This window comes from Ruegeria sp. AF1 (assembly GCF_056542125.1).
The window spans coordinates 314,221-332,892 of sequence record NZ_JBQFZG010000002.1 but is presented as its reverse complement, the minus strand read 5'-3'; the positions used below and the strand labels follow the sequence as shown (position 1 = coordinate 332,892).

Sequence of the window (18,672 nt, the reverse complement as noted above, 5' to 3'; positions counted from 1 at the left end):
AGGGGCGTGTCAGGCTCGTGCTGCGGCGCGAGCCGGGCCCAACAGGTGGCAGGAGGGCCGCAGGCCCTTCGAACCTGGCGGGAGCGTTACCGCACCTTCAGCGTTGCCAGACCGATCATCGCCAGAATCAGCGAGATGATCCAGAAGCGGATGACGATGGTAGGCTCGGCCCAGCCCTTTTTCTCATAATGATGATGGATCGGGGCCATCAGGAAGACCCGCTTGCCGGTGCGTTTGAAGTAGAGGACCTGAATGATCACGCTCAGCGCCTCGACCACGAACAGGCCGCCGACGACGGCCAGAACCAGCTCGTGCTTGGTGGCCACGGCAATGGCGCCCAGCGCGCCGCCCAGCGCCAGCGATCCGGTATCGCCCATGAAGACCGCCGCCGGGGGGGCGTTGTACCACAGAAATCCCAGACCCGCACCAAAGAGCGCTGAGGTGAAGATAAAGATCTCACCCGTACCGGGCACGTAATGCACGTCCAGATATTCGGTAAAGTCGACGCGGCCCACCGCATAGGCGATCACGCCCAGCGTCGAGGCGGCGATCATGGCTGGCATGATGGCCAGACCGTCCAGACCGTCGGTCAGGTTTACCGCGTTGGCGGCCCCTACGATCACGACAATCGAGAACGGGATATAGAAGATACCCAGATTGACCAGCGTGTCCTTGAACACCGGCACAGCCAGTTGATTCTGCAACGCTTCGGGGTGGTGCAACGTCGCCCAGAGCGCGGCCAGCACCGCGATGATCACGCCCAAGGCAAGGCGCATCCGCCCCGGAACGCCCTTGGTGTTCTGTTTCGACACCTTGGCATAGTCATCCGCGAATCCAATGGCCGCATAAGACAGGGTCACGAAAAGCACCATCCAGACGTAAGGGTTGTCCAGACGTGCCCAGACAAGGGTCGAGGTCACAAGAGCACCGACAATCAGCAACCCGCCCATTGTTGGCGTGCCTGCCTTGGAAAAATGCCCCTCGGGGCCATCATTGCGGATCGGCTGGCCCTTGCCCTGCTTTCTGCGCAGCACGTTGATCAGGGGCTTTCCGAAGATGAACCCAAAGATCAGTGCCGTCATGAAGGCACCGCCTGCGCGGAAGGTGATATACCGGAAGAGGTTCCAGAAATCCCCGCCATCCGACAGGGCGGTCAACCAGTACAGCATGACAATACCTTTCTCACACGAGGCGCATGGGCGTGATCACCCATCAAGCGCGCCCCCTTGCCCCATTTTGCGCAGACCGTCAACAATCGAGGCCAATCCCATGCTGAGAGAGCCCTTGGCCAGAACAGTATCGCCGTCCCTGACCAGCGACGGCAACCGTCCGGCCATCTCGGCGCTGGTTTCGGACCAGAGACCGCGTTTGGCAGGGGGCAGCGCGTGGTGCAGTGCCCGCATCAACGGGCCGATACAATGCACCTGATCGACATGTGCCATCGCTTCGGCATCGGCCATGGCGGCGTGCATCGCCACTTCCTGTGTGCCCAGCTCTTTCATGTCGCCCAGAATGGCGATGCGGCGTTTGCCTTGTGAGGCAGCGAGTACATCCAGCGCGGCCTCCATCGAGGTCGGGTTGGCGTTATAGCTGTCATCCAGCAGTTCGATCTGCCCGCCGCCGGGCAGAGGAATGCTTTCCCGTACGCCGCGCCCCTTGACCGGGGACCATGCGCGCAGACCTGCGACGGCGTCATCGAGATCAACTCCCAATTCAACGCAGGCTGCCAAGGCCCCCAGCGCGTTCATGGCGAAATGCGTACCGGCAGAGTTCACCTCAAATCGGATTACCTGTTCACCAACGGCTGCCTCGGCTTTCACGGTGTTCGCCGCCTGCTGAACGTCGGTCAGCCGGTAATCCGTTGCGCCTTGGCCGAAATCCACGATTCCGGCCCCCTGCCCAAGCGCCGTTTGGCGCAGGATATCTGCGTGGTCGATATCTGCATTGACGATTGCCGCGCCACCGGGTTCGAGCCCTTCAAAGATCGCTGCTTTTTCATGGGCGATACCAGCGACGGACTCGAAGGCTTCCAGATGCACCGCCGCCACGGTTGTAACCAGCGCCACATGCGGGCGGGCCTGCCGGGCCAGCGGGGCAATCTCGCCCGGATGGTTCATGCCGATCTCGATCACTGCGAATTCAGTGCCACGCGGCATCCGTGCAAGGGTCAGCGGAACGCCCCAGTGGTTGTTGTAACTGGCCACGCTGGCATGGGTTTTGCCTTGTGTTTCGAGGATCACGGCCAGCATTTCCTTGGTCGATGTCTTGCCGACACTGCCGGTCACCCCCACCACACGCGCATTCGTTCTGGCGCGTGCCGCCTGCCCCAAAGCCTCGAGCGCTACCTGCACATCTTCGACGATCAGCAGTGGTGCGTCTGGCGATACGTTATCGGGAATATGCGAGACCAAAGCCGCGCCCGCGCCTTTCTCAAGCGCTTGGGCCACGAATTCATGCCCGTCCCGCGCCGCTTTCAGCGCAACAAACAGATCACCGGGTTGAAGGGTTCGCGTGTCGATGGAGACACCATCAGCGGTCCAATCGGTCGTGACCCGCCCGCCCGTTGCCTGAGCGGCCTCGGATGCTGTCCAGAGCGTCATGCGACCCTCCCGTCCAGCGCGGCGACGGAAATGCTGGCCTGTTCCACATCATCAAAGGGCAGCACCTGATCGCCGACGACCTGCCCGGTTTCGTGGCCCTTGCCCGCAATCAGCAGTGCGTCGCCGGGTTGCAGGGCATCGATGCCGCGCAGAATGGCTTCGGCGCGGTCGCCGACCTCGGTCACGCTGACGTCGCCCGCTGCCTCGAGTGCACCTGCCATGACGGCGGCGCGGATGGCGGCGGGGTCTTCGCTGCGCGGGTTGTCATCGGTGACGAAAACCATATCCGCATAGTTCGAGGCCGCCCTGCCCATCAGCGGGCGTTTCGTGGCATCGCGGTCGCCGCCCGCGCCGACAATGGCAATCAGGCGGCCCATCACATGCGGACGCAGCGCCTTGAGGGCGGTGGCCACGGCGTCGGGGGTGTGCGCGTAATCCACAAAAACTGTCGCGCCGTTGTCGCGGGTTGCGGCCAGCTGCATACGCCCGCGCACGGTGGTCAGATGCGGCAGTGTTTCAAAAACCCGTTCGGGGCTGTCGCCCGCAGCAATCACCAGACCGCAAGCCAGCAGGATGTTTTCGGCCTGGAACCCTCCGATCAGGTTCAGGCGGGTCTGGAAGGTTCGGCCCTGCCACGCAAATCGCAGGTCCTGCCCGGTGGCATCGAACCGCTGGTTGATCAGGCACAGATCGGCGTCGCCCAACCCGACGGTCAGCACCGATTGACCGCGCGCCTCGGCGATCCGGCGGACCCGAGACCCCTTGGGATCGCTCAGATTGATAACCGCGGTGCCATCCTGTGGCAGAACCCGGTCGAACAACCCGGCCTTTGCTGCGAAATACGCTTCAAAAGTCTCGTGGTAATCCAGATGGTCCTGCGTGAAGTTCGAAAACCCGGCAGCGGTCAGGTGCACGCCATCCAGGCGGCGCTGTTCGAGGCCGTGGGACGAGGCCTCCATCGCGGCATGGGTCACGCCGTTTTCGGCGGCTTCCGCCAGACAGCGATGCAGGGTGATCGGCTCGGGCGTAGTATGGGCCAGCGGTGCTGTCCATGCCCCTTCGACACCGGTTGTCCCAAGGTTGACGGCGGCATGGCCCAGTTCGGTCCAGATCTGGCGCACAAAGGTGGCAACCGAGGTTTTTCCGTTTGTTCCGGTGACCGCGACAATGGTCTGCGGCATCGCGCCGAACCACAGGGCGGCGGCCCCGGCCAGCGCCTGACGCGGGTCTTCGACAACCACCAGCGCCGCATCCGACGCCGCAAGTTCAGCTGCTGCGATTCTCGCCCCTTCGGCATCGGTCAGGATGGCGGCGGCCCCCATGCGCAGGGCGTATTGGATGAACGAACCACCATGAACCCGCGTGCCGGGAAGGGCTGCAAACAGGAAACCGTCTTTCACCTCGCGGCTGTCAACGGCCAGCCCGGTGATCTCGGGGTTTACCCCGCCTCGCGCGGTCAGGGCCAGTTGGCTGAGTTTCTTTGACCTTGTGCCCATGACCCACCTCTTGCCGGACAGCCTAGTTTGAGGTCAGCGTTATAGCAGCGCCCGCCTCAGGCTCAAGCCGGGGACGCAAGCCCAGCAGAGGTGCCACGCGACCGATAAGTTCGGCAGCTACAGGCACTGCTGTCCAGCCTGCAGTTCGGCGTTTTTCACCGTAAGCCACGATCGAGGGTTCATCCAGCGTGACGATCAGAACATATTTCGGATCGTAGGCCGGGAAGATCGTTGCGAAAGTGGCGATGACCTTGTCTTCGTAATACCCGCCGCGTGGCTTGGGCTTGTCTGCCGTGCCGGTCTTGCCAGCCACGTCATACCCTTGCACTTCGCCAAAGCTGGCAGTGCCATCCGTCACCACCTTGCGCAGCATTTTCTGCGCCTGACGCGCGGTTCCCTGCGACATCACGCGGGGGCCGTATTGCGGACCGTTCTGGCGCAGGATGGTCGGGCTGACATAGTGCCCGCCATTGGCAATCGCCGCATATCCCGCCGCCAGATGCATCGGGCTGGTTGACAGGCCATGGCCGTAGGAGATGGTCACGGTGCTCAGCTCGCCCCATTTCTTCGGCATCAGCGGCACACCACCCTTGGCTTCGACAATCTCGAACGGAGTCGGTTCGAACATGCCGAGCGCATTAAGAAAGTCCTGCTGCCGCTGCGCACCGATCTGCAACGCCAGACGCCCGGTGCCACGGTTCGAGCTGTGGACGATCACATCCGCCACGCTGATCTTGCCGTAATTCTTGCCGTTAAATTCACCAATCGGGAAGCGCCCGATCTTCATCGGGCCGGATGTATCGATGATGGTGTTCGAGTTTACCAGCCCAAGCTCGACCGCCTGCGCGGCGGTGAAAATCTTGAAGACCGACCCCAGTTCGTACACGCCTTGCACATAGCGGTTGAACAGCGGGCTGTCTGAGGGATCAAACCCCGAGGTCGGCGGGCGCGGACGATCATTGGGATCGAATGAGGGCAGCGAGGCGGCGGATACAACCTCGCCCGTATGCGCATTCATCAGAACCGCCGACGCGCCCTTGGCATTCATGATCTTCATACCGCCATAGAGCACTTGTTCGACCGCGGCCTGAATGGTCAGGTCCAGCGACAGTTGCAGCGGCTTGTTGCCGTTGGCGGGATCGCGCAGATAGTCGTCAAACTGCTTTTCCACCCCGGCCACACCGATCACCTCGGCGGCGCTGACGCCCTCGCGGCCAAAGCCGGAGCCGCCAAGGATGTGCGCGGCCAGCTTGCCATTGGGATAGAGGCGCATTTCGCGCGGGCCAAACAGGATGCCGGGATCACCGATGTCGTGCACGGCCTGTTTCTGTTCGGGCGAGATGCGTTTCTTGATCCACAGGAACTTGCGGTTGCCGGTGAAGTCCTTGACCAGACGCTCTTTATCCAGATCGGGGAAGATCGCGACCAGCTGATCTGCTGCCGCAATCGGGTCGATCATCAGCGGTGGCTGCGCGTAGACGGAATAAGTGTCCAGATTGGTTGCCAGAATGCGCCCTTCGCGGTCGACGATATTGGCGCGCTGCATGGCAATCGCAGCCCCCGGCGCATTGGCCAGCGGCTCCTGCGCCTCGGACGTTGCCAACATACCCATGCGGACGCCAACCACCGTGAAAGCGCAAAAGAAGAACAACCCCAGCACCAGCAGACGCCCTTCGGCGCGGGCGCGGGCGCGGTCTTTCATGTCTTCGTGGCGCTTGCGGATGTTTTCACGCTCGATCGCCTTTGGGTTTTCGCCCCGGGCGCGGGCGTCAAGGATACGGGCCAGTGGGCGAAGGGGCGTGCGCGTCATGGGATCTGCACCTCGGCCAAGGCCTGAATGTCGGTGATGGCCTGCAATTCAATCGGGTCAACGATGGGCAGGTCAGGATCCTCGGCAAAGGCAATCTGGTCGGCGCGCCCGAACTGTTCGGCCCGCAGAGGCAGCAGACCAAGACGTTCAAAATTCAGGTCTGCCAGTTCTCGCAGCCGGTCCGGGCGGTTCAAATAGGCCCATTCGGCGTTCAGGACCGCCAGCCGCACCTGCGCCATGCCGATCTCGCGTTGCAGGGATTGCGTTTCCTTCACCACCTGTTGGGTGCGATAATTCTCCTGATAGGCCCAAAGCGCCAATCCGAACACGGACAGGGCAGTCAACACATACAAAACACTCTTCATCTTGCCCTTCCCCCAAGTTGAGGCGTTCCAATGGCGCGGGCCTCAATTTCCCCCGCCGGAGCATCGGTACGGATCGCAACACGCAGCTTGGCCGAGCGCGCGCGCGGGTTTTCCTGCAATTCCTGTTCGTCGGGCCCCACCGCCTTGCGGGTCTTCAGCGTAAATTGCGGCTGGTCCTGTTCCATCTCGGGCGCATAGCGGTTCGCACGCCCTGTCTTGCCCGCGCGCGACTGAAAGAACCGTTTGACCATCCGGTCCTCGATGGAATGGAAGGTGACAACGGCCAGCTGCCCACCAGGTTTCAGCGCACGTTCGGCAGCCATAAGGCCCTGAAACAGCTCTTCATATTCGGCATTCACCGCGATCCGCAGGCCCTGAAAACTGCGCGTTGCGGGATGCGATTGCCCCGGTTTCGGACGCGGCAGGCAGGATTCGACAATCTCGGCCAGTCGCAGGGTTGTTGTGATCGGCGCCTCGGTTCGTGCCCTGACAATCGCCTTGGCAATCCGGCGGCTGGCGCGTTCTTCGCCATAGTGGAACAGGATATCGGCCAGTTGCGCCTCGGTCGCGGTGTTTACCAGATCGGCGGCGCTTTCGCCTTGCTGGCTCATCCGCATATCCAGCGGACCGTCCTTCATGAAGGAAAACCCGCGCTCGGCCTGATCCAGCTGCATCGAGGACACGCCAAGATCCAGTACAACGCCGTCCAGGTCCTGCGCGTATTCGTCCATGCGCGAAAATACGCCGGGCTGCATCACCAGCCGGTCGCCGTAATCCTGCGCCCAATCTGCCGCCATTTCAAAGGCCAGCGGGTCTCGGTCTACACCGATAACCTTGTCCGCCCCGGCCTCCAACAGCCCGCGCGTGTAGCCGCCCGCGCCAAACGTGCCGTCCAGCCAGATGCCAGTGACCGGCGCAACCGCAGCCAGCAAGGGGCGCAGCAGAACGGGAATATGTGGTTTTTCTGATGAGGACGCAGCGCCGGCCATGCCGTTACGCATCCCCGGTGCCATCTAGGAACTGCATCGGATCAAAATCGTCAGGCAGATCATCCATCCATTCTTCGGTCTTGGCCAGTTCCTCGACCTCGTAGGTCTCGGGTTTCCAGATCTGAAAGGTGTCACCTGCGGCAATAAAGAACGCCTCTCCTTCCAGACCGATCTTGCTGCGCAGCTTGGCGGGCAGCACAAGACGCCCGGTTTCGTCCACGTTGGTCGGGAAGGACTGACCGTGGAACATGCGCTGCAACATCCGCCGCTGCATCGAGCCACGCGGCAAGGCATCGATCTTGGCATCAACCTCGTCAATCGCCTGCATGGTATAACATTCAAGGAACTTGCGGCGGTGGTCGCCATAGACAATCACCAGTTCAGGGTTGTCACCGGGCTGCCAGTTGGGATCGGACGATTCAAGCACACGGCGAAACGAGGCCGGGATCGACACCCTGCCCTTCGTATCCACCTTGTGGTGGCTCTCACCTCTAAACCTGCGCGCCAAGACGACTGTCCCTTTCGCTTGCGCCCCACCTTGAATTCACGGCCCCCCCGGATGAAAAACGGCGGGTTGATCTGCTGCCACTGATCAACCCGCCGCATTGACCCGCTAAGCGGGATGTCCAGCTGCGCGCGCCACCTGGGGGGATGTCTGCTCGCCCGCGCGCCGGATCTCTTGGTTGATGAAAGCGAGATGCCTGTATGAAACCTGAATATTTTTGGTCGGGGTCGTTTGGTGCCCCTGCTGCCTCGTCCTCATCGGATGCATTAGGGATGACATGGGAATTCATGGAAATCAATAGGAAATTTGCGCAGCGTGTCATGAGGAACACGGCCAGAGCGGAATATCATTGAAGGATTCGAGTCCTATGACACCAGTTTTAGCGGATGATGAAAAAGCCACCCCTATATATAGAAAATTCTGCGGCCGAATTTTTTCCCGCGATTTCCCAAGAAATTTGCCTGCTTTTCTTTTGGACTGGAAATATTAGCCCCAAATGCACAATCAGCCCTTCGAATCGTTCAGAATTTCGGATCGCTTTCCGGCAATCTCCCCCACGCGACCACATCGCCCCATGATTTCCCACGAGCGATTTACCCATGCCTTGTCAACATCAGAACGGATATGTTTTGCCCATTTTCCCGCCGAGCGCGCTCAATTCAAAGGCAGGCCGCCGTGAAGAGCCAGATGTCGTCGCAAAAGCTGACCTAGGGTCGACCCCATATTTTCAAGGCGCATCGCGGCAGGAAGAAAAAACTGAGCCAATCTATGCATTTGCTGCATAGCAGCATTGATGTCGTGACCTATTGTGCAATTGCAGCATTTGCCTATCTTCAGTCTCAAGCAAGGGCCGGACGATACCGGCAAGACAAAAAGATACGGATGAAGAGCATGGCAGTCGCAAGCACGCATACAGCAGTAAAGAACGCACCGGCGTTTGGTTTTGCCGCAGTTTTGGAAAACGCAAAGACCCGGTTCGTACGCTATCGCCTGTACCGCCAGACCGTCAATGAACTGTCCGCTCTGTCGAACCGCGAGCTGGCCGATCTTGGCCTGCACCGCTCGATGATCCGCCGCGTTGCCATGCAGGCAGCGAGCGAACAATCCGCGCGATAAGCGCAACACGCATACTGAGATCAGGCCCTTCCTCCTCCCTTAGGGTCTGTAATCAGCGGCAGCGTCTTCCTCCTCCCTGACGTTGCCGCACCTTATACCGGCCTCAACCTGCCGGACACGGATACATCGGGGCTTCCTCCTCCCTGCTCTGATGTTGAAAGCGCGCGGCGATGTCTTCCTCCTCCCTGACATCGCCGCGTCTTCCTCATACCGGGTTCAAACCCGGGTTCGCATACATCAGGGCTCTCCTCCTCCCTGCTCTGATGTTGACAAGACGGCGGTTCCCTCTCCTCCTCCCTGGGAACCGCCGTTTTTTGTTTTTCAGACACTGGTGTAGGATTGCATCCTGACTTCTGATGCGGAGGACGCCATGGCCGCCTATTTCATTGCGCAGATCAACATTCACGACCCCGACGGGTACCAGGGCTATCTGGCAGGTTTCATGCCGATCTTCGACCGCCACGGCGGTCGCCTGCTGACGGTCTCATCCAAACCGGTCGAACGGATCGAAGGCGATTGGCCAGAAGGCGGGATTGTGTTGATGGAGTTTCCGGATCTTGCAGCGGCGAACGCCTGGAAGGACGACCCGGATTACATCGAACTGGCGAAGATCCGAAAGGCCACCGCAACCACCAATCTGGTTCTGGTCGACGGGATATGACGCCTCAGAACGGGACGTCATCCTTGTTGGTCAGAAAACGCGAGACCACTTTCTTGATGCCCGCCTTGTCGAAATCGACCTCGACCTTGTCACCTTCGATCCCGATCACCGCGCCATAACCGAATTTCTGGTGAAACACCCGCTCGCCCAGCGTGAAACTGGCCAGTGCGGTGGCGTCGATCACCGTGTTGCGGCTTTCGCGGGGTTGCGACATGCCATATTGGCCCTGCCGCGCCTGCAGCCGTCTCCAGCCCGGCGAGTTATAGACGTTGGCTTCGGCCGCGCGGGTTTCTATGCCCGCCGTCTGATGACCGCCACCATAAAGGCCCGGAGGTGTCAGCACCTCGACATGGTCCTCGGGCAACTCGTCAATGAACCGTGACGGCATCGAGTTCTGCCATTGCCCGAATACCCGCCGGTTTGCGGCGAAGGAAATCGTACAAACCTCTTCGGCGCGGGTGATGCCGACATAGGCCAGACGGCGTTCTTCCTCGAGTCCTTTGAGGCCGGTTTCGTCCATCGACCGCTGCGAGGGGAACAGCCCGTCTTCCCACCCCGGCAGGAAAACGACGGGAAACTCCAGCCCCTTGGCCGCGTGCAGGGTCATGATCGAGACTTTAGCGCCGTCACCATCCTGCTCATTGTCCATGACCAGGCTGACATGTTCCAGAAACCCTTGCAGGTTTTCGAAATTGTCCAGTTGGTTGACCAGTTCCTTGAGGTTTTCCAGACGCCCCGGCGCTTCGGGGGTCTTGTCGTTCTGCCAATGGGCCGTATAGCCAGATTCGTCGAGAATGATCTGGGCCAGTTCGATATGGGTATGCTCGGGCGCGCCATATCGGATCGGCGAAACCCCATCATCGATAACAGTGTCATCATCGACCTCAATCCGGGGACCGCGTGTCATCGCATTCCACCGGGCCAACCCGTCGATCAATTCGCGCAGCGCTTTGCCGCCCTTGCCCTTGATCAGCCCATTGTCGACTGCGATCCGGGCACCTTCGACCAGAGACACGCCGTTCTCGCGCGCCACAATCTGAATGGCCTGCTGCGCCTTGTCGCCCAATCCGCGTTTAGGCGTATTCACGATCCGCTCGAACGCCAGATCATCCTCGGGGCTGGTCACCAGCCGGAAATAGGCCATGGCATCGCGGATCTCCATCCGCTCGTAGAAACGCGGGCCGCCGATCACCTTATAGGGCAGACCGATGGTCAGGAACCGGTCCTCGAAGGCGCGCATCTGGTGCGAGGCACGGACGAGAATCGCCATCTCATCAAGGTTCATCGGACGGATACCGCGCGTCCCGCCCTGCATCGCGTCGATTTCCTCACCGATCCAGCGGGCCTCTTCCTCGCCATCCCAATGGCCGATCAGGTTGACCTTGTGGCCGTCTTTGGCATCGGTCCAAAGCTCTTTACCCAAACGGCTTTCGTTGCCCCGAATGACGTTGGAAGCCGCCGCCAGAATATGTGGGGTCGAGCGGTAGTTTTGTTCCAGCCGCACCACGTAGGCACCGGGAAAGTCCTTTTCGAACCGCAGGATGTTGCCGACCTCGGCCCCGCGCCAGCCATAGATCGACTGGTCGTCATCGCCCACGCAGCAGATGTTCTTGTGACCCCCGGCCAGCAGCCGCAACCACAGGTACTGGGCAACGTTGGTATCCTGATACTCATCCACAAGGATGTAGCGGAACCAGCGCTGGTATTGTTCCAGAACATCCGGATGGGTCTGAAAAATCGTGACCATGTGCAACAGCAGGTCGCCGAAATCCACCGCATTCAACTCGCGCAGGCGGGTCTGGTATTGGGCATAGAGCTCAATGCCCTTGTTGTTATAGGCCCCGGCATCCGCCACAGGCACCTTGTCGGGCGTCAGCGCACGGTTTTTCCAGTCGTCGATGATCCCCGCCAGCATCCGCGCCGGCCAGCGTTTGTCATCGATATTGGCGGCCCGAACCAATTGCTTGAGCAGGCGCAGCTGGTCGTCGCTGTCCAGAATGGTGAAGTTCGATTTCAGATCGACCAGTTCCGCATGGCGGCGCAGCAGTTTGACGCAAATGGAATGGAAGGTGCCCAGCCATGGCATCCCCTCGGCGGGCTGGCCAAGCAGGCGGCCTACTCGTTCTTTCATCTCGCGCGCGGCCTTGTTGGTGAAGGTCACCGACAGAATCTCGTTCGGGCGCGCGCGCGCTGTGTTGAGCAGATGCGCAATCCGGGCCGTCAGCGCCTTGGTCTTGCCCGTCCCCGCCCCGGCCAGCATCAGAACCGGGCCGTCCAGACGTTCGACCGCGTCACGTTGCGCCGGGTTCAGATCATCCAGATAGGGCGAAGGGCGCACGGCCATAGCCCGCGCCGACAGGGATGCGCCTTCGAAGGCGTCCATTTCGTCAAAACTGCTCATGCCCCCAAACTACGCCGGATGATCGCCGAGGGAAAGAGTTTGTTCACGGCTTGTTCGCAAGGATTTTTCACGTCTTTTTGCATTCAATTCTAAACAAAGATGCCGCTGCCCTGTGGGGCTGTTAACCCTCTGTCAAGTCCTGGCCCGGATGCTGGTTCCATTGCTGCGGGAGTGGAACAGATGGAAGCGACGGAACTGGCGGGCGGGTCGTCACGGCTGAAACTTGTGGGTGTGACCTTGATTCTGATCGCGCTGACAGCGGCAGCGGGATGGGGCATCTATGCTGCCCCTGCCCCGGTTGTAGACCGCATGTTGGAATCGGACCTGCGAAAAGACGCCATGCGGTTAAGCCGTCAGGTCGAAAGCCATCTGAACAATCTGGATGCAACGTTTCGGTTCCATGAGTTAAACGAGCATGACGCGGAATTCCTGATGCTGTTGCCCGAAACCTCGGATATTTATCGGTTCAAGCTGTTTGACGCATCCGGTCAGGTGTTCTGGTCGACCCGTGCAAACGATATTGGGGCCGTGAATACAAAACCTTACTTCCAGTCGGTCGTCGCCGCCGGAAGGGTCTACTACAACCACGAAGAAAAGCCCGCGACAGAGGTTGATTCATTTGACAACGACCCCGCTAAGCGAACCGGCCCGGGCAGCCGCCATGTGGCCGAAGTCTATACGCCGATCACCGTGGATGGCGTATTCCTGGGCGCTATCGAGTTCTATTCGGACATCACCGATCTCAGGACCCTGTTCATTACCCGTGTGCGTTGGTCGTTGGTGTTTCTTAGCGGTGTCGCGCTGCTGGCACTGACCACTGTCATCCTGATTGTCCACCGCACCAACCGCCGCCAGATGCGTGATCTGCGCAAACGGGCCGTGAAAGAACGCGAACTGATGGGAGAGCAGCTTCGCCTGGCGCGCGAGGTGCGCCTGCTGGGCGAGTTGAACGAGTGGTTGCAATCAAGCCGCTCACTGGATGAGCTTTTCGACATGGTGGCCCGCTTTATGACCCATATCCTGCCCGAGGCTGAGGGCAGCGTGTACGTCTATTCCAACTCGCGCGATGTGCTGGACGGATGTGCCAGCTGGAACGGGGGAACGCATAAATCTCATATCCATCCGGAAGGATGCTGGGGTTTGAGGCGCGGCCGGACTTATGAGTTCGGTGCCTCAGAGATCGATTTTGTCTGCGAACATGCCGAACCGCATGACGGACGGCCCTATTTCTGTTTTCCCATTCTGGCCCACGGGGAAACCGTTGGTCTGTTGCATCTGCGTGCAGCTGAGGGGCGTGAAGCCTGTTTCCATAAAAGCCGCAAGCTGGCGCAGCTGTGCGCCGAACAGATCAGCATGGCAATCGCCAATGTCCGTATGCGCGATCAACTGCATGACCAGTCGGTGCGCGACCCGCTGACCGGGCTGTTCAACCGCCGCCACATGACCGAGACATTGCGCAAGGCCATCAGCCGCAGCCAGCAGACCGGCGCAGCGCTGAGCCTGATTGCCGTGGACGTGGACCACTTCAAGAAATTCAACGACACGCACGGTCATGACGCCGGAGACATGGTGTTGCGTGCCGTCGGCGCGGCGCTGGAACAGGGTTGCGACCGGGACGAGATCGCCTGCCGCATCGGCGGCGAGGAATTCATGCTGATCCTGCCCGACAACAGCCCCGAAGATGCCATGACCCGTGCCGAGCAGTTGCGCCAGTCGGTCGAGGCGGTCATTGTCCGCTATGGTGAAAAGGCCCTGCCCCGTATCACAATCTCGGTCGGGGTCGCGCATTACCCCGCCCACGGCACCATGCCGCAGGATTTGATGCGTGCCGCGGATGATGCGCTGTATGTCGCCAAGGACAAGGGGCGCAATCAGGTTCACGTCGCCGCCGGGGCGCTGGAGCAGGCAAGGCGCGTTCCTGCAACGGGTAAACGCCCATCGCCGGAAGCCGCTTGAAAACCTTGCCGAATCGCCCCGCAGGCCGGATCAATCCTTATGGGCCTGCACAGTACCTATCCCGGCATACCCGATCTGAAACGCCGCGCACGCCGTCGGCTGCCGCACTTCGTGTGGGAATATATCGACAGTGGCACCGGGATTGAAACGACGCGGCATCGCAATCGAAAGGCGCTGGATGATGTCCGTCTGAGCCCCTCGATCCTGCATGGGGACCTTGAATTCGATACGTCAGTGAAAATCTTGGGCGGCACCTGTCCTTTGCCCTTCGGTATTGCGCCGATCGGGATGTCCGGTCTGGTCTGGCCTGATGCGGAGCGGTTGCTGGCACAGGCCGCCGCCAAAGCAGGCATTCCCTATTCGCTGTCGACGGTGGCCAGTCAGAGCCCCGAAGACCTGGCCCCCTATCTGGGAGAGAACGCGTGGTTCCAGCTGTATCCGCCAAGGGACCCAGAAATTCGCATGGACATGCTGAACCGGGCGCGCGGGGCCGGATTTCGAACCCTGGTTCTGACCGCTGACGTCCCTGTCGCCTCGCGCAGGGAGCGGCAGACGCGCTCGGGCCTGCGGCAGCCGCCGAAACTGACACCGCGCCTGCTGGTACAGATCGCGCAAAGGCCTGTATGGGCCCTGGGTATGCTGCGCAGCGGTGTTCCGCACATGCGCACGCTAGACAAGTATATCGATGACCCTGGTGATCTGCCGCCGACGGCCCATGTCGGATACCTGCTGCGAACCTCTCCGGATCTGGATTACGTCAAATGGCTGCGCGATCATTGGGAAGGGCCGTTTGTCGCGAAAGGCATCCTGCGCCCCGAGGATGCAGACAGGCTGGATCGGGTGGGTGTGGACGCCCTGTGGGTGTCGAATCACGGGGGCAGACAGTTCGATGCAGCCCCGGCCAGCATCGAGGTTCTTCCCGCGATCCGGAACGCGACCCGCCTGCCGCTGATTTTTGACAGCGGTGTCGAAGGCGGGCTGGATATCCTCCGTGCGCTGTCGCTGGGCGCGGATTTTGTCATGCTGGGGCGTGCTTTTTTGTACGGTCTTGCGGCACTTGGCGCTAAAGGCCCTGCGCATGTGATCGATATCCTGAGGCAGGATCTGCACGCGAATATGGGTCAGATGGGACTGGCCGATCTATGTCAGTTTGAGACGAAACGCTAAATTATTGATGCTGCAACGCGGCATCCCTATAAGTGTGCCGAGGCCAAAGGGCGTTTGCGAGCGATAACATGCCGGTTCTACCCAGAAGAACGGATGTACCTGTGCGTATTCTCCGCCCAATAAGACGCCCAAACACCAAAGACCGGGACCTGATATGACAGACTTCAACAAGATCCTGATCGCCAATCGCGGCGAGATTGCCATCCGCGTCATGCGCGCAGCAAACGAGATGGGCAAACGCACCGTCGCTGTTTACGCTGAAGAAGACAAACTGGGCCTGCACAGGTTCAAGGCGGATGAGGCCTATCAGATAGGCGAGGGCATGGGTCCGGTCGCGGCGTATCTGTCGATTGACGAGATCATCCGCGTGGCCAAGCATTGCGGTGCGGATGCGATCCATCCGGGCTATGGCCTGCTGTCTGAAAACCCCGATTTCGTGGATGCCTGTGTCAAGAACGGCATCACCTTCATCGGCCCCCGGGCCGAGACCATGCGCGCATTGGGCGACAAGGCCAGCGCGCGGCGCGTGGCCATTGCGGCCGGTGTGCCTGTCATTCCGGCCACCGAAGTTCTGGGTGATGACATGGACGCGATCCGCAAGGAGGCCGCCGAGATCGGATACCCGCTGATGCTCAAGGCGTCCTGGGGCGGCGGCGGGCGCGGGATGCGCCCGATCCAGTCGGAGGATGAGCTGGAAGAAAAGGTTCTGGAAGGCCGCCGCGAGGCTGAGGCCGCCTTTGGCAATGGCGAAGGCTATCTGGAAAAGATGATCATCCGTGCCCGCCATGTCGAGGTGCAGATCCTGGGCGACAAGCATGGTGAGATTTATCACCTTTATGAACGCGACTGCTCGGTCCAGCGCCGGAACCAGAAGGTCGTCGAACGCGCCCCTGCCCCGTACCTGAGCGAAGATCAGCGCGCCGAGATTTGCGAACTGGGCCGCAAGATCTGTGCCCATGTGAATTACGAATGCGCGGGCACTGTCGAGTTTCTGATGGATATGGAGACGGGCAAGTTCTACTTCATCGAGGTAAACCCGCGCGTACAGGTCGAACACACGGTCACCGAAGAGGTCACCGGCATCGATATCGTTCAAGCGCAGATCCTGATCGCCGAAGGCAAAACGCTGGCCGAAGCCACCGGTGCCACCAGTCAGGCAGAGGTGCATCTGAACGGTCATGCGCTGCAGACACGGATCACCACAGAAGACCCGCAGAACAACTTCATCCCCGACTACGGGCGTATCACCGCCTACCGCTCGGCCACGGGCATGGGCATTCGTCTGGATGGCGGCACGGCCTATGCGGGCGGGGTGATTACGCGGTATTACGACTCGCTGCTGACAAAGGTCACTGCCTGGGCGCCGACACCCGAGAAGGCGATCAGCCGGATGGACCGCGCCCTGCGCGAGTTCCGAATTCGCGGCGTCAGCACCAATATCGATTTCGTCATCAACCTGCTGAAGCACCCGACCTTCCTGTCGAATGAATACACCACTAAGTTCATCGACACGACGCCGGATCTGTTTGCCTTCAAGCGCCGCCGCGACCGGGGCACCAAGGTTCTGACCTATATCGCCGATATCACGGTGAATGGTCATCCCGAAACCAAGGGCCGCCCCGAACCTCGTGCCGACCTGAAAGTCGCCAAGCCCCCCGCGCCGAAGGCTGAGCCGCGGATGGGCACGCGCAACCTGCTGGAGCAGAAAGGCCCGCAGGCTGTGGCCGACTGGATGAAGGCGCAGCGGCAGCTGCTGATCACCGACACCACCATGCGAGACGGACACCAGTCGCTGCTGGCGACCCGGATGAGGTCGATCGACATGATCAAGGTGGCGCCAACCTATGCCGCGAACCTGCCGCAGCTGTTTTCGGTCGAGTGCTGGGGCGGTGCGACCTTCGACGTGGCCTACCGGTTCCTGCAGGAATGCCCATGGCAGCGACTGCGCGACCTGCGGGAGGCAATGCCGAACCTGATGACGCAGATGCTGCTGCGGGGTGCGAACGGGGTTGGTTACACCAATTACCCCGACAACGTGGTGCAGGAATTCGTGCGCCAGGCATCGAAAAACATTGATGTCTTCCGCGTCTTCGACTCGCTGAACTGGGTCGAGAACATGCGTATTGCGATGGATGCTGTTATCGACAACGGCAAGATCTGCGAGGGCACCGTTTGTTATACCGGCGATATTCTGGATCCTGATCGCGCCAAATATAACCTGAAATACTATGTCGGCATGGCCAAGGAACTGCGCGACGCAGGCGCGCATATTCTGGGTCTGAAGGATATGGCGGGCCTGTTGAAACCAGCCTCGGCCAAGATTCTGATCCGGGCGCTGAAGGAAGAGGTTGGACTGCCGATCCACTTCCACACCCATGACACGGCCGGCATCGCCAGCGCCACCATCCTTGCCGCCTCTGAGGCGGGTGTGGACGCGGTGGATTGCGCAATGGACAGCTTCAGCGGCAACACCTCCCAGGCGACGCTGGGCACCGTGGTCGAGGCCCTGCGCCACACCGACCGTGACACCGGGCTGGACATCAAGGCCATCCGCGAGATCAGCGATTACTTCGAGGCAGTGCGCGGTCAATATGCGGCCTTCGAATCGAGCCTGCAGGCCCCGGCGTCCGAGGTGTATCTGCACGAGATGCCGGGCGGTCAGTTCACCAACCTCAAGGCGCAGGCGCGCAGTCTGGGTCTGGAAGAGCGCTGGCACGAGGTCGCGCAGATGTACGCCGATGTGAACCAGATGTTCGGCGATATCGTAAAGGTAACGCCGTCGTCGAAAGTTGTTGGCGACATGGCCCTGATGATGGTCAGTCAGGGCCTGACCCGCGAACAGGTCGAGGATCCGGCGACAGATGTGGCCTTTCCCGACTCGGTCGTCGACATGATGCGCGGCAATCTGGGTCAGCCTCCGGGAGGATTCCCGAACACCATCATCAAGAAGGTGCTGAAGGACGAGGCCCCCAACACCCAGCGCCCCGGTAAGGACGTGCCTGCCGTCGATCTTGAAGCCACCCGCGCCGAGTTGTCCAAGCAGTTGGAAGGCAAAGAGGTCGATGACGAGGACCTGAACGGGTACCTGATGTATCCCAAGGTGTTTCTGGATTACATGGGCCGTCACCGGATTTACGGCCCGGTCCGCACCCTTCCCACGCGCACCTTCTTCTACGGCATGGAGCCCGGCGAAGAGATCACGGCCGAGATCGACCCCGGCAAGACGCTGGAAATCCGGTGTCAGGCCATCGGCGAGACGGATGAAAAAGGTGAGGTCAAGGTTTTCTTCGAACTCAACGGCCAGCCGCGTGTGATCCGGGTGCCGAACCGGATGGTCACATCAACCACACAGGCGCGCCCCAAGGCCGAGGTCGGCAACCCCGATCATGTCGGTGCGCCGATGCCGGGTGTTGTGGCCACTGTTACCGTCACCGCAGGCCAGCAGGTCAAGGAAGGCGACATGCTGCTGACCATCGAGGCAATGAAGATGGAAACCGGTATCCATGCCGAGCGTGATGCGACGGTCAAAGCCGTGCATATCCAGCCCGGCGGCCAGATTGACGCAAAGGACCTTCTGATCGAACTGGAATAAGCCATAAAACAATC

General features: G+C 60.6%; 13 protein-coding genes. 5 read left to right on the top strand and 8 right to left on the bottom strand.

The window, feature by feature from the left end:
- Nucleotides 1-86 precede the first annotated feature (86 nt).
- From mraY to mraZ, 7 genes are read right to left on the bottom strand one after another with little or no spacing between them, the layout of a single operon-like run.
- Complete coding sequence (gene mraY / locus ACR0BK_RS06195) at nucleotides 87-1,169, bottom strand: phospho-N-acetylmuramoyl-pentapeptide-transferase (protein WP_480475931.1); 1,083 nt, start codon at nucleotides 1,167-1,169, stop codon at nucleotides 87-89.
- Between the two features lie 36 nt (nucleotides 1,170-1,205).
- The gene (locus tag ACR0BK_RS06190) at nucleotides 1,206-2,600 is read right to left on the bottom strand and encodes a UDP-N-acetylmuramoyl-tripeptide--D-alanyl-D-alanine ligase (RefSeq protein ID WP_480554074.1); all 1,395 of its coding nucleotides are present in this window, start codon (nucleotides 2,598-2,600) and stop codon (nucleotides 1,206-1,208) included.
- On the bottom strand, nucleotides 2,597-4,096 hold the full coding sequence (locus tag ACR0BK_RS06185) for a UDP-N-acetylmuramoyl-L-alanyl-D-glutamate--2,6-diaminopimelate ligase (protein WP_480516284.1): 1,500 nt from the start codon (nucleotides 4,094-4,096) through the stop codon (nucleotides 2,597-2,599). The genes ACR0BK_RS06190 and ACR0BK_RS06185 overlap by 4 nt, the downstream gene beginning before the upstream one ends.
- Before the next feature lie 22 nt (nucleotides 4,097-4,118).
- Entirely contained in the window at nucleotides 4,119-5,906 is a 1,788-nt protein-coding gene (locus ACR0BK_RS06180) for a peptidoglycan D,D-transpeptidase FtsI family protein (protein WP_480554073.1), read from the bottom strand.
- Entirely contained in the window at nucleotides 5,903-6,271 is a 369-nt protein-coding gene (ftsL, locus tag ACR0BK_RS06175) for a cell division protein FtsL (protein ID WP_480554072.1), read from the bottom strand. The genes ACR0BK_RS06180 and ftsL overlap by 4 nt, the downstream gene beginning before the upstream one ends.
- Complete coding sequence (rsmH, locus tag ACR0BK_RS06170) at nucleotides 6,268-7,260, bottom strand: 16S rRNA (cytosine(1402)-N(4))-methyltransferase RsmH (protein WP_480476928.1); 993 nt, start codon at nucleotides 7,258-7,260, stop codon at nucleotides 6,268-6,270. The genes ftsL and rsmH overlap by 4 nt, the downstream gene beginning before the upstream one ends.
- Before the next feature lie 4 nt (nucleotides 7,261-7,264).
- A complete protein-coding gene (gene mraZ / locus ACR0BK_RS06165; RefSeq protein WP_480475923.1) occupies nucleotides 7,265-7,732 on the bottom strand; it encodes a division/cell wall cluster transcriptional repressor MraZ in 468 nt (155 codons plus the stop codon).
- Between the two features lie 924 nt (nucleotides 7,733-8,656).
- On the opposite strand from mraZ, the gene ACR0BK_RS06160 reads away from it, so the two are divergent.
- Nucleotides 8,657-8,881 carry a DUF1127 domain-containing protein gene (locus ACR0BK_RS06160; RefSeq protein WP_480554071.1) on the top strand — a complete coding sequence of 75 codons (225 nt, stop codon included), beginning with the start codon at nucleotides 8,657-8,659 and terminating at the stop codon, nucleotides 8,879-8,881.
- A gap of 370 nt (nucleotides 8,882-9,251) precedes the next feature.
- Nucleotides 9,252-9,542, top strand: a complete 291-nt coding sequence (locus ACR0BK_RS06155; RefSeq protein ID WP_480516272.1) for a DUF1330 domain-containing protein — start codon at nucleotides 9,252-9,254, stop codon at nucleotides 9,540-9,542.
- A gap of 4 nt (nucleotides 9,543-9,546) precedes the next feature.
- On the opposite strand, the gene ACR0BK_RS06150 is transcribed toward ACR0BK_RS06155, so the two are convergent.
- Nucleotides 9,547-11,943, bottom strand: a complete 2,397-nt coding sequence (locus tag ACR0BK_RS06150; protein WP_480554070.1) for an ATP-dependent helicase — start codon at nucleotides 11,941-11,943, stop codon at nucleotides 9,547-9,549.
- 180 nt (nucleotides 11,944-12,123) lie between these two features.
- Between ACR0BK_RS06150 and ACR0BK_RS06145 the strand changes: the two genes are divergently transcribed.
- From ACR0BK_RS06145 to ACR0BK_RS06135, 3 genes are all read left to right on the top strand, one after another.
- Nucleotides 12,124-13,899, top strand: a complete 1,776-nt coding sequence (locus tag ACR0BK_RS06145; RefSeq protein WP_480554069.1) for a sensor domain-containing diguanylate cyclase — start codon at nucleotides 12,124-12,126, stop codon at nucleotides 13,897-13,899.
- A 39-nt stretch (nucleotides 13,900-13,938) separates the two neighbouring features.
- Nucleotides 13,939-15,066 (top strand): alpha-hydroxy acid oxidase, encoded by a 1,128-nt coding sequence (locus ACR0BK_RS06140; protein ID WP_480554068.1) that lies wholly within the window; start codon nucleotides 13,939-13,941, stop codon nucleotides 15,064-15,066.
- Between the two features lie 154 nt (nucleotides 15,067-15,220).
- Nucleotides 15,221-18,658 (top strand): pyruvate carboxylase, encoded by a 3,438-nt coding sequence (locus tag ACR0BK_RS06135; RefSeq protein ID WP_480516264.1) that lies wholly within the window; start codon nucleotides 15,221-15,223, stop codon nucleotides 18,656-18,658.
- Nucleotides 18,659-18,672: the final 14 nt, after the last annotated feature.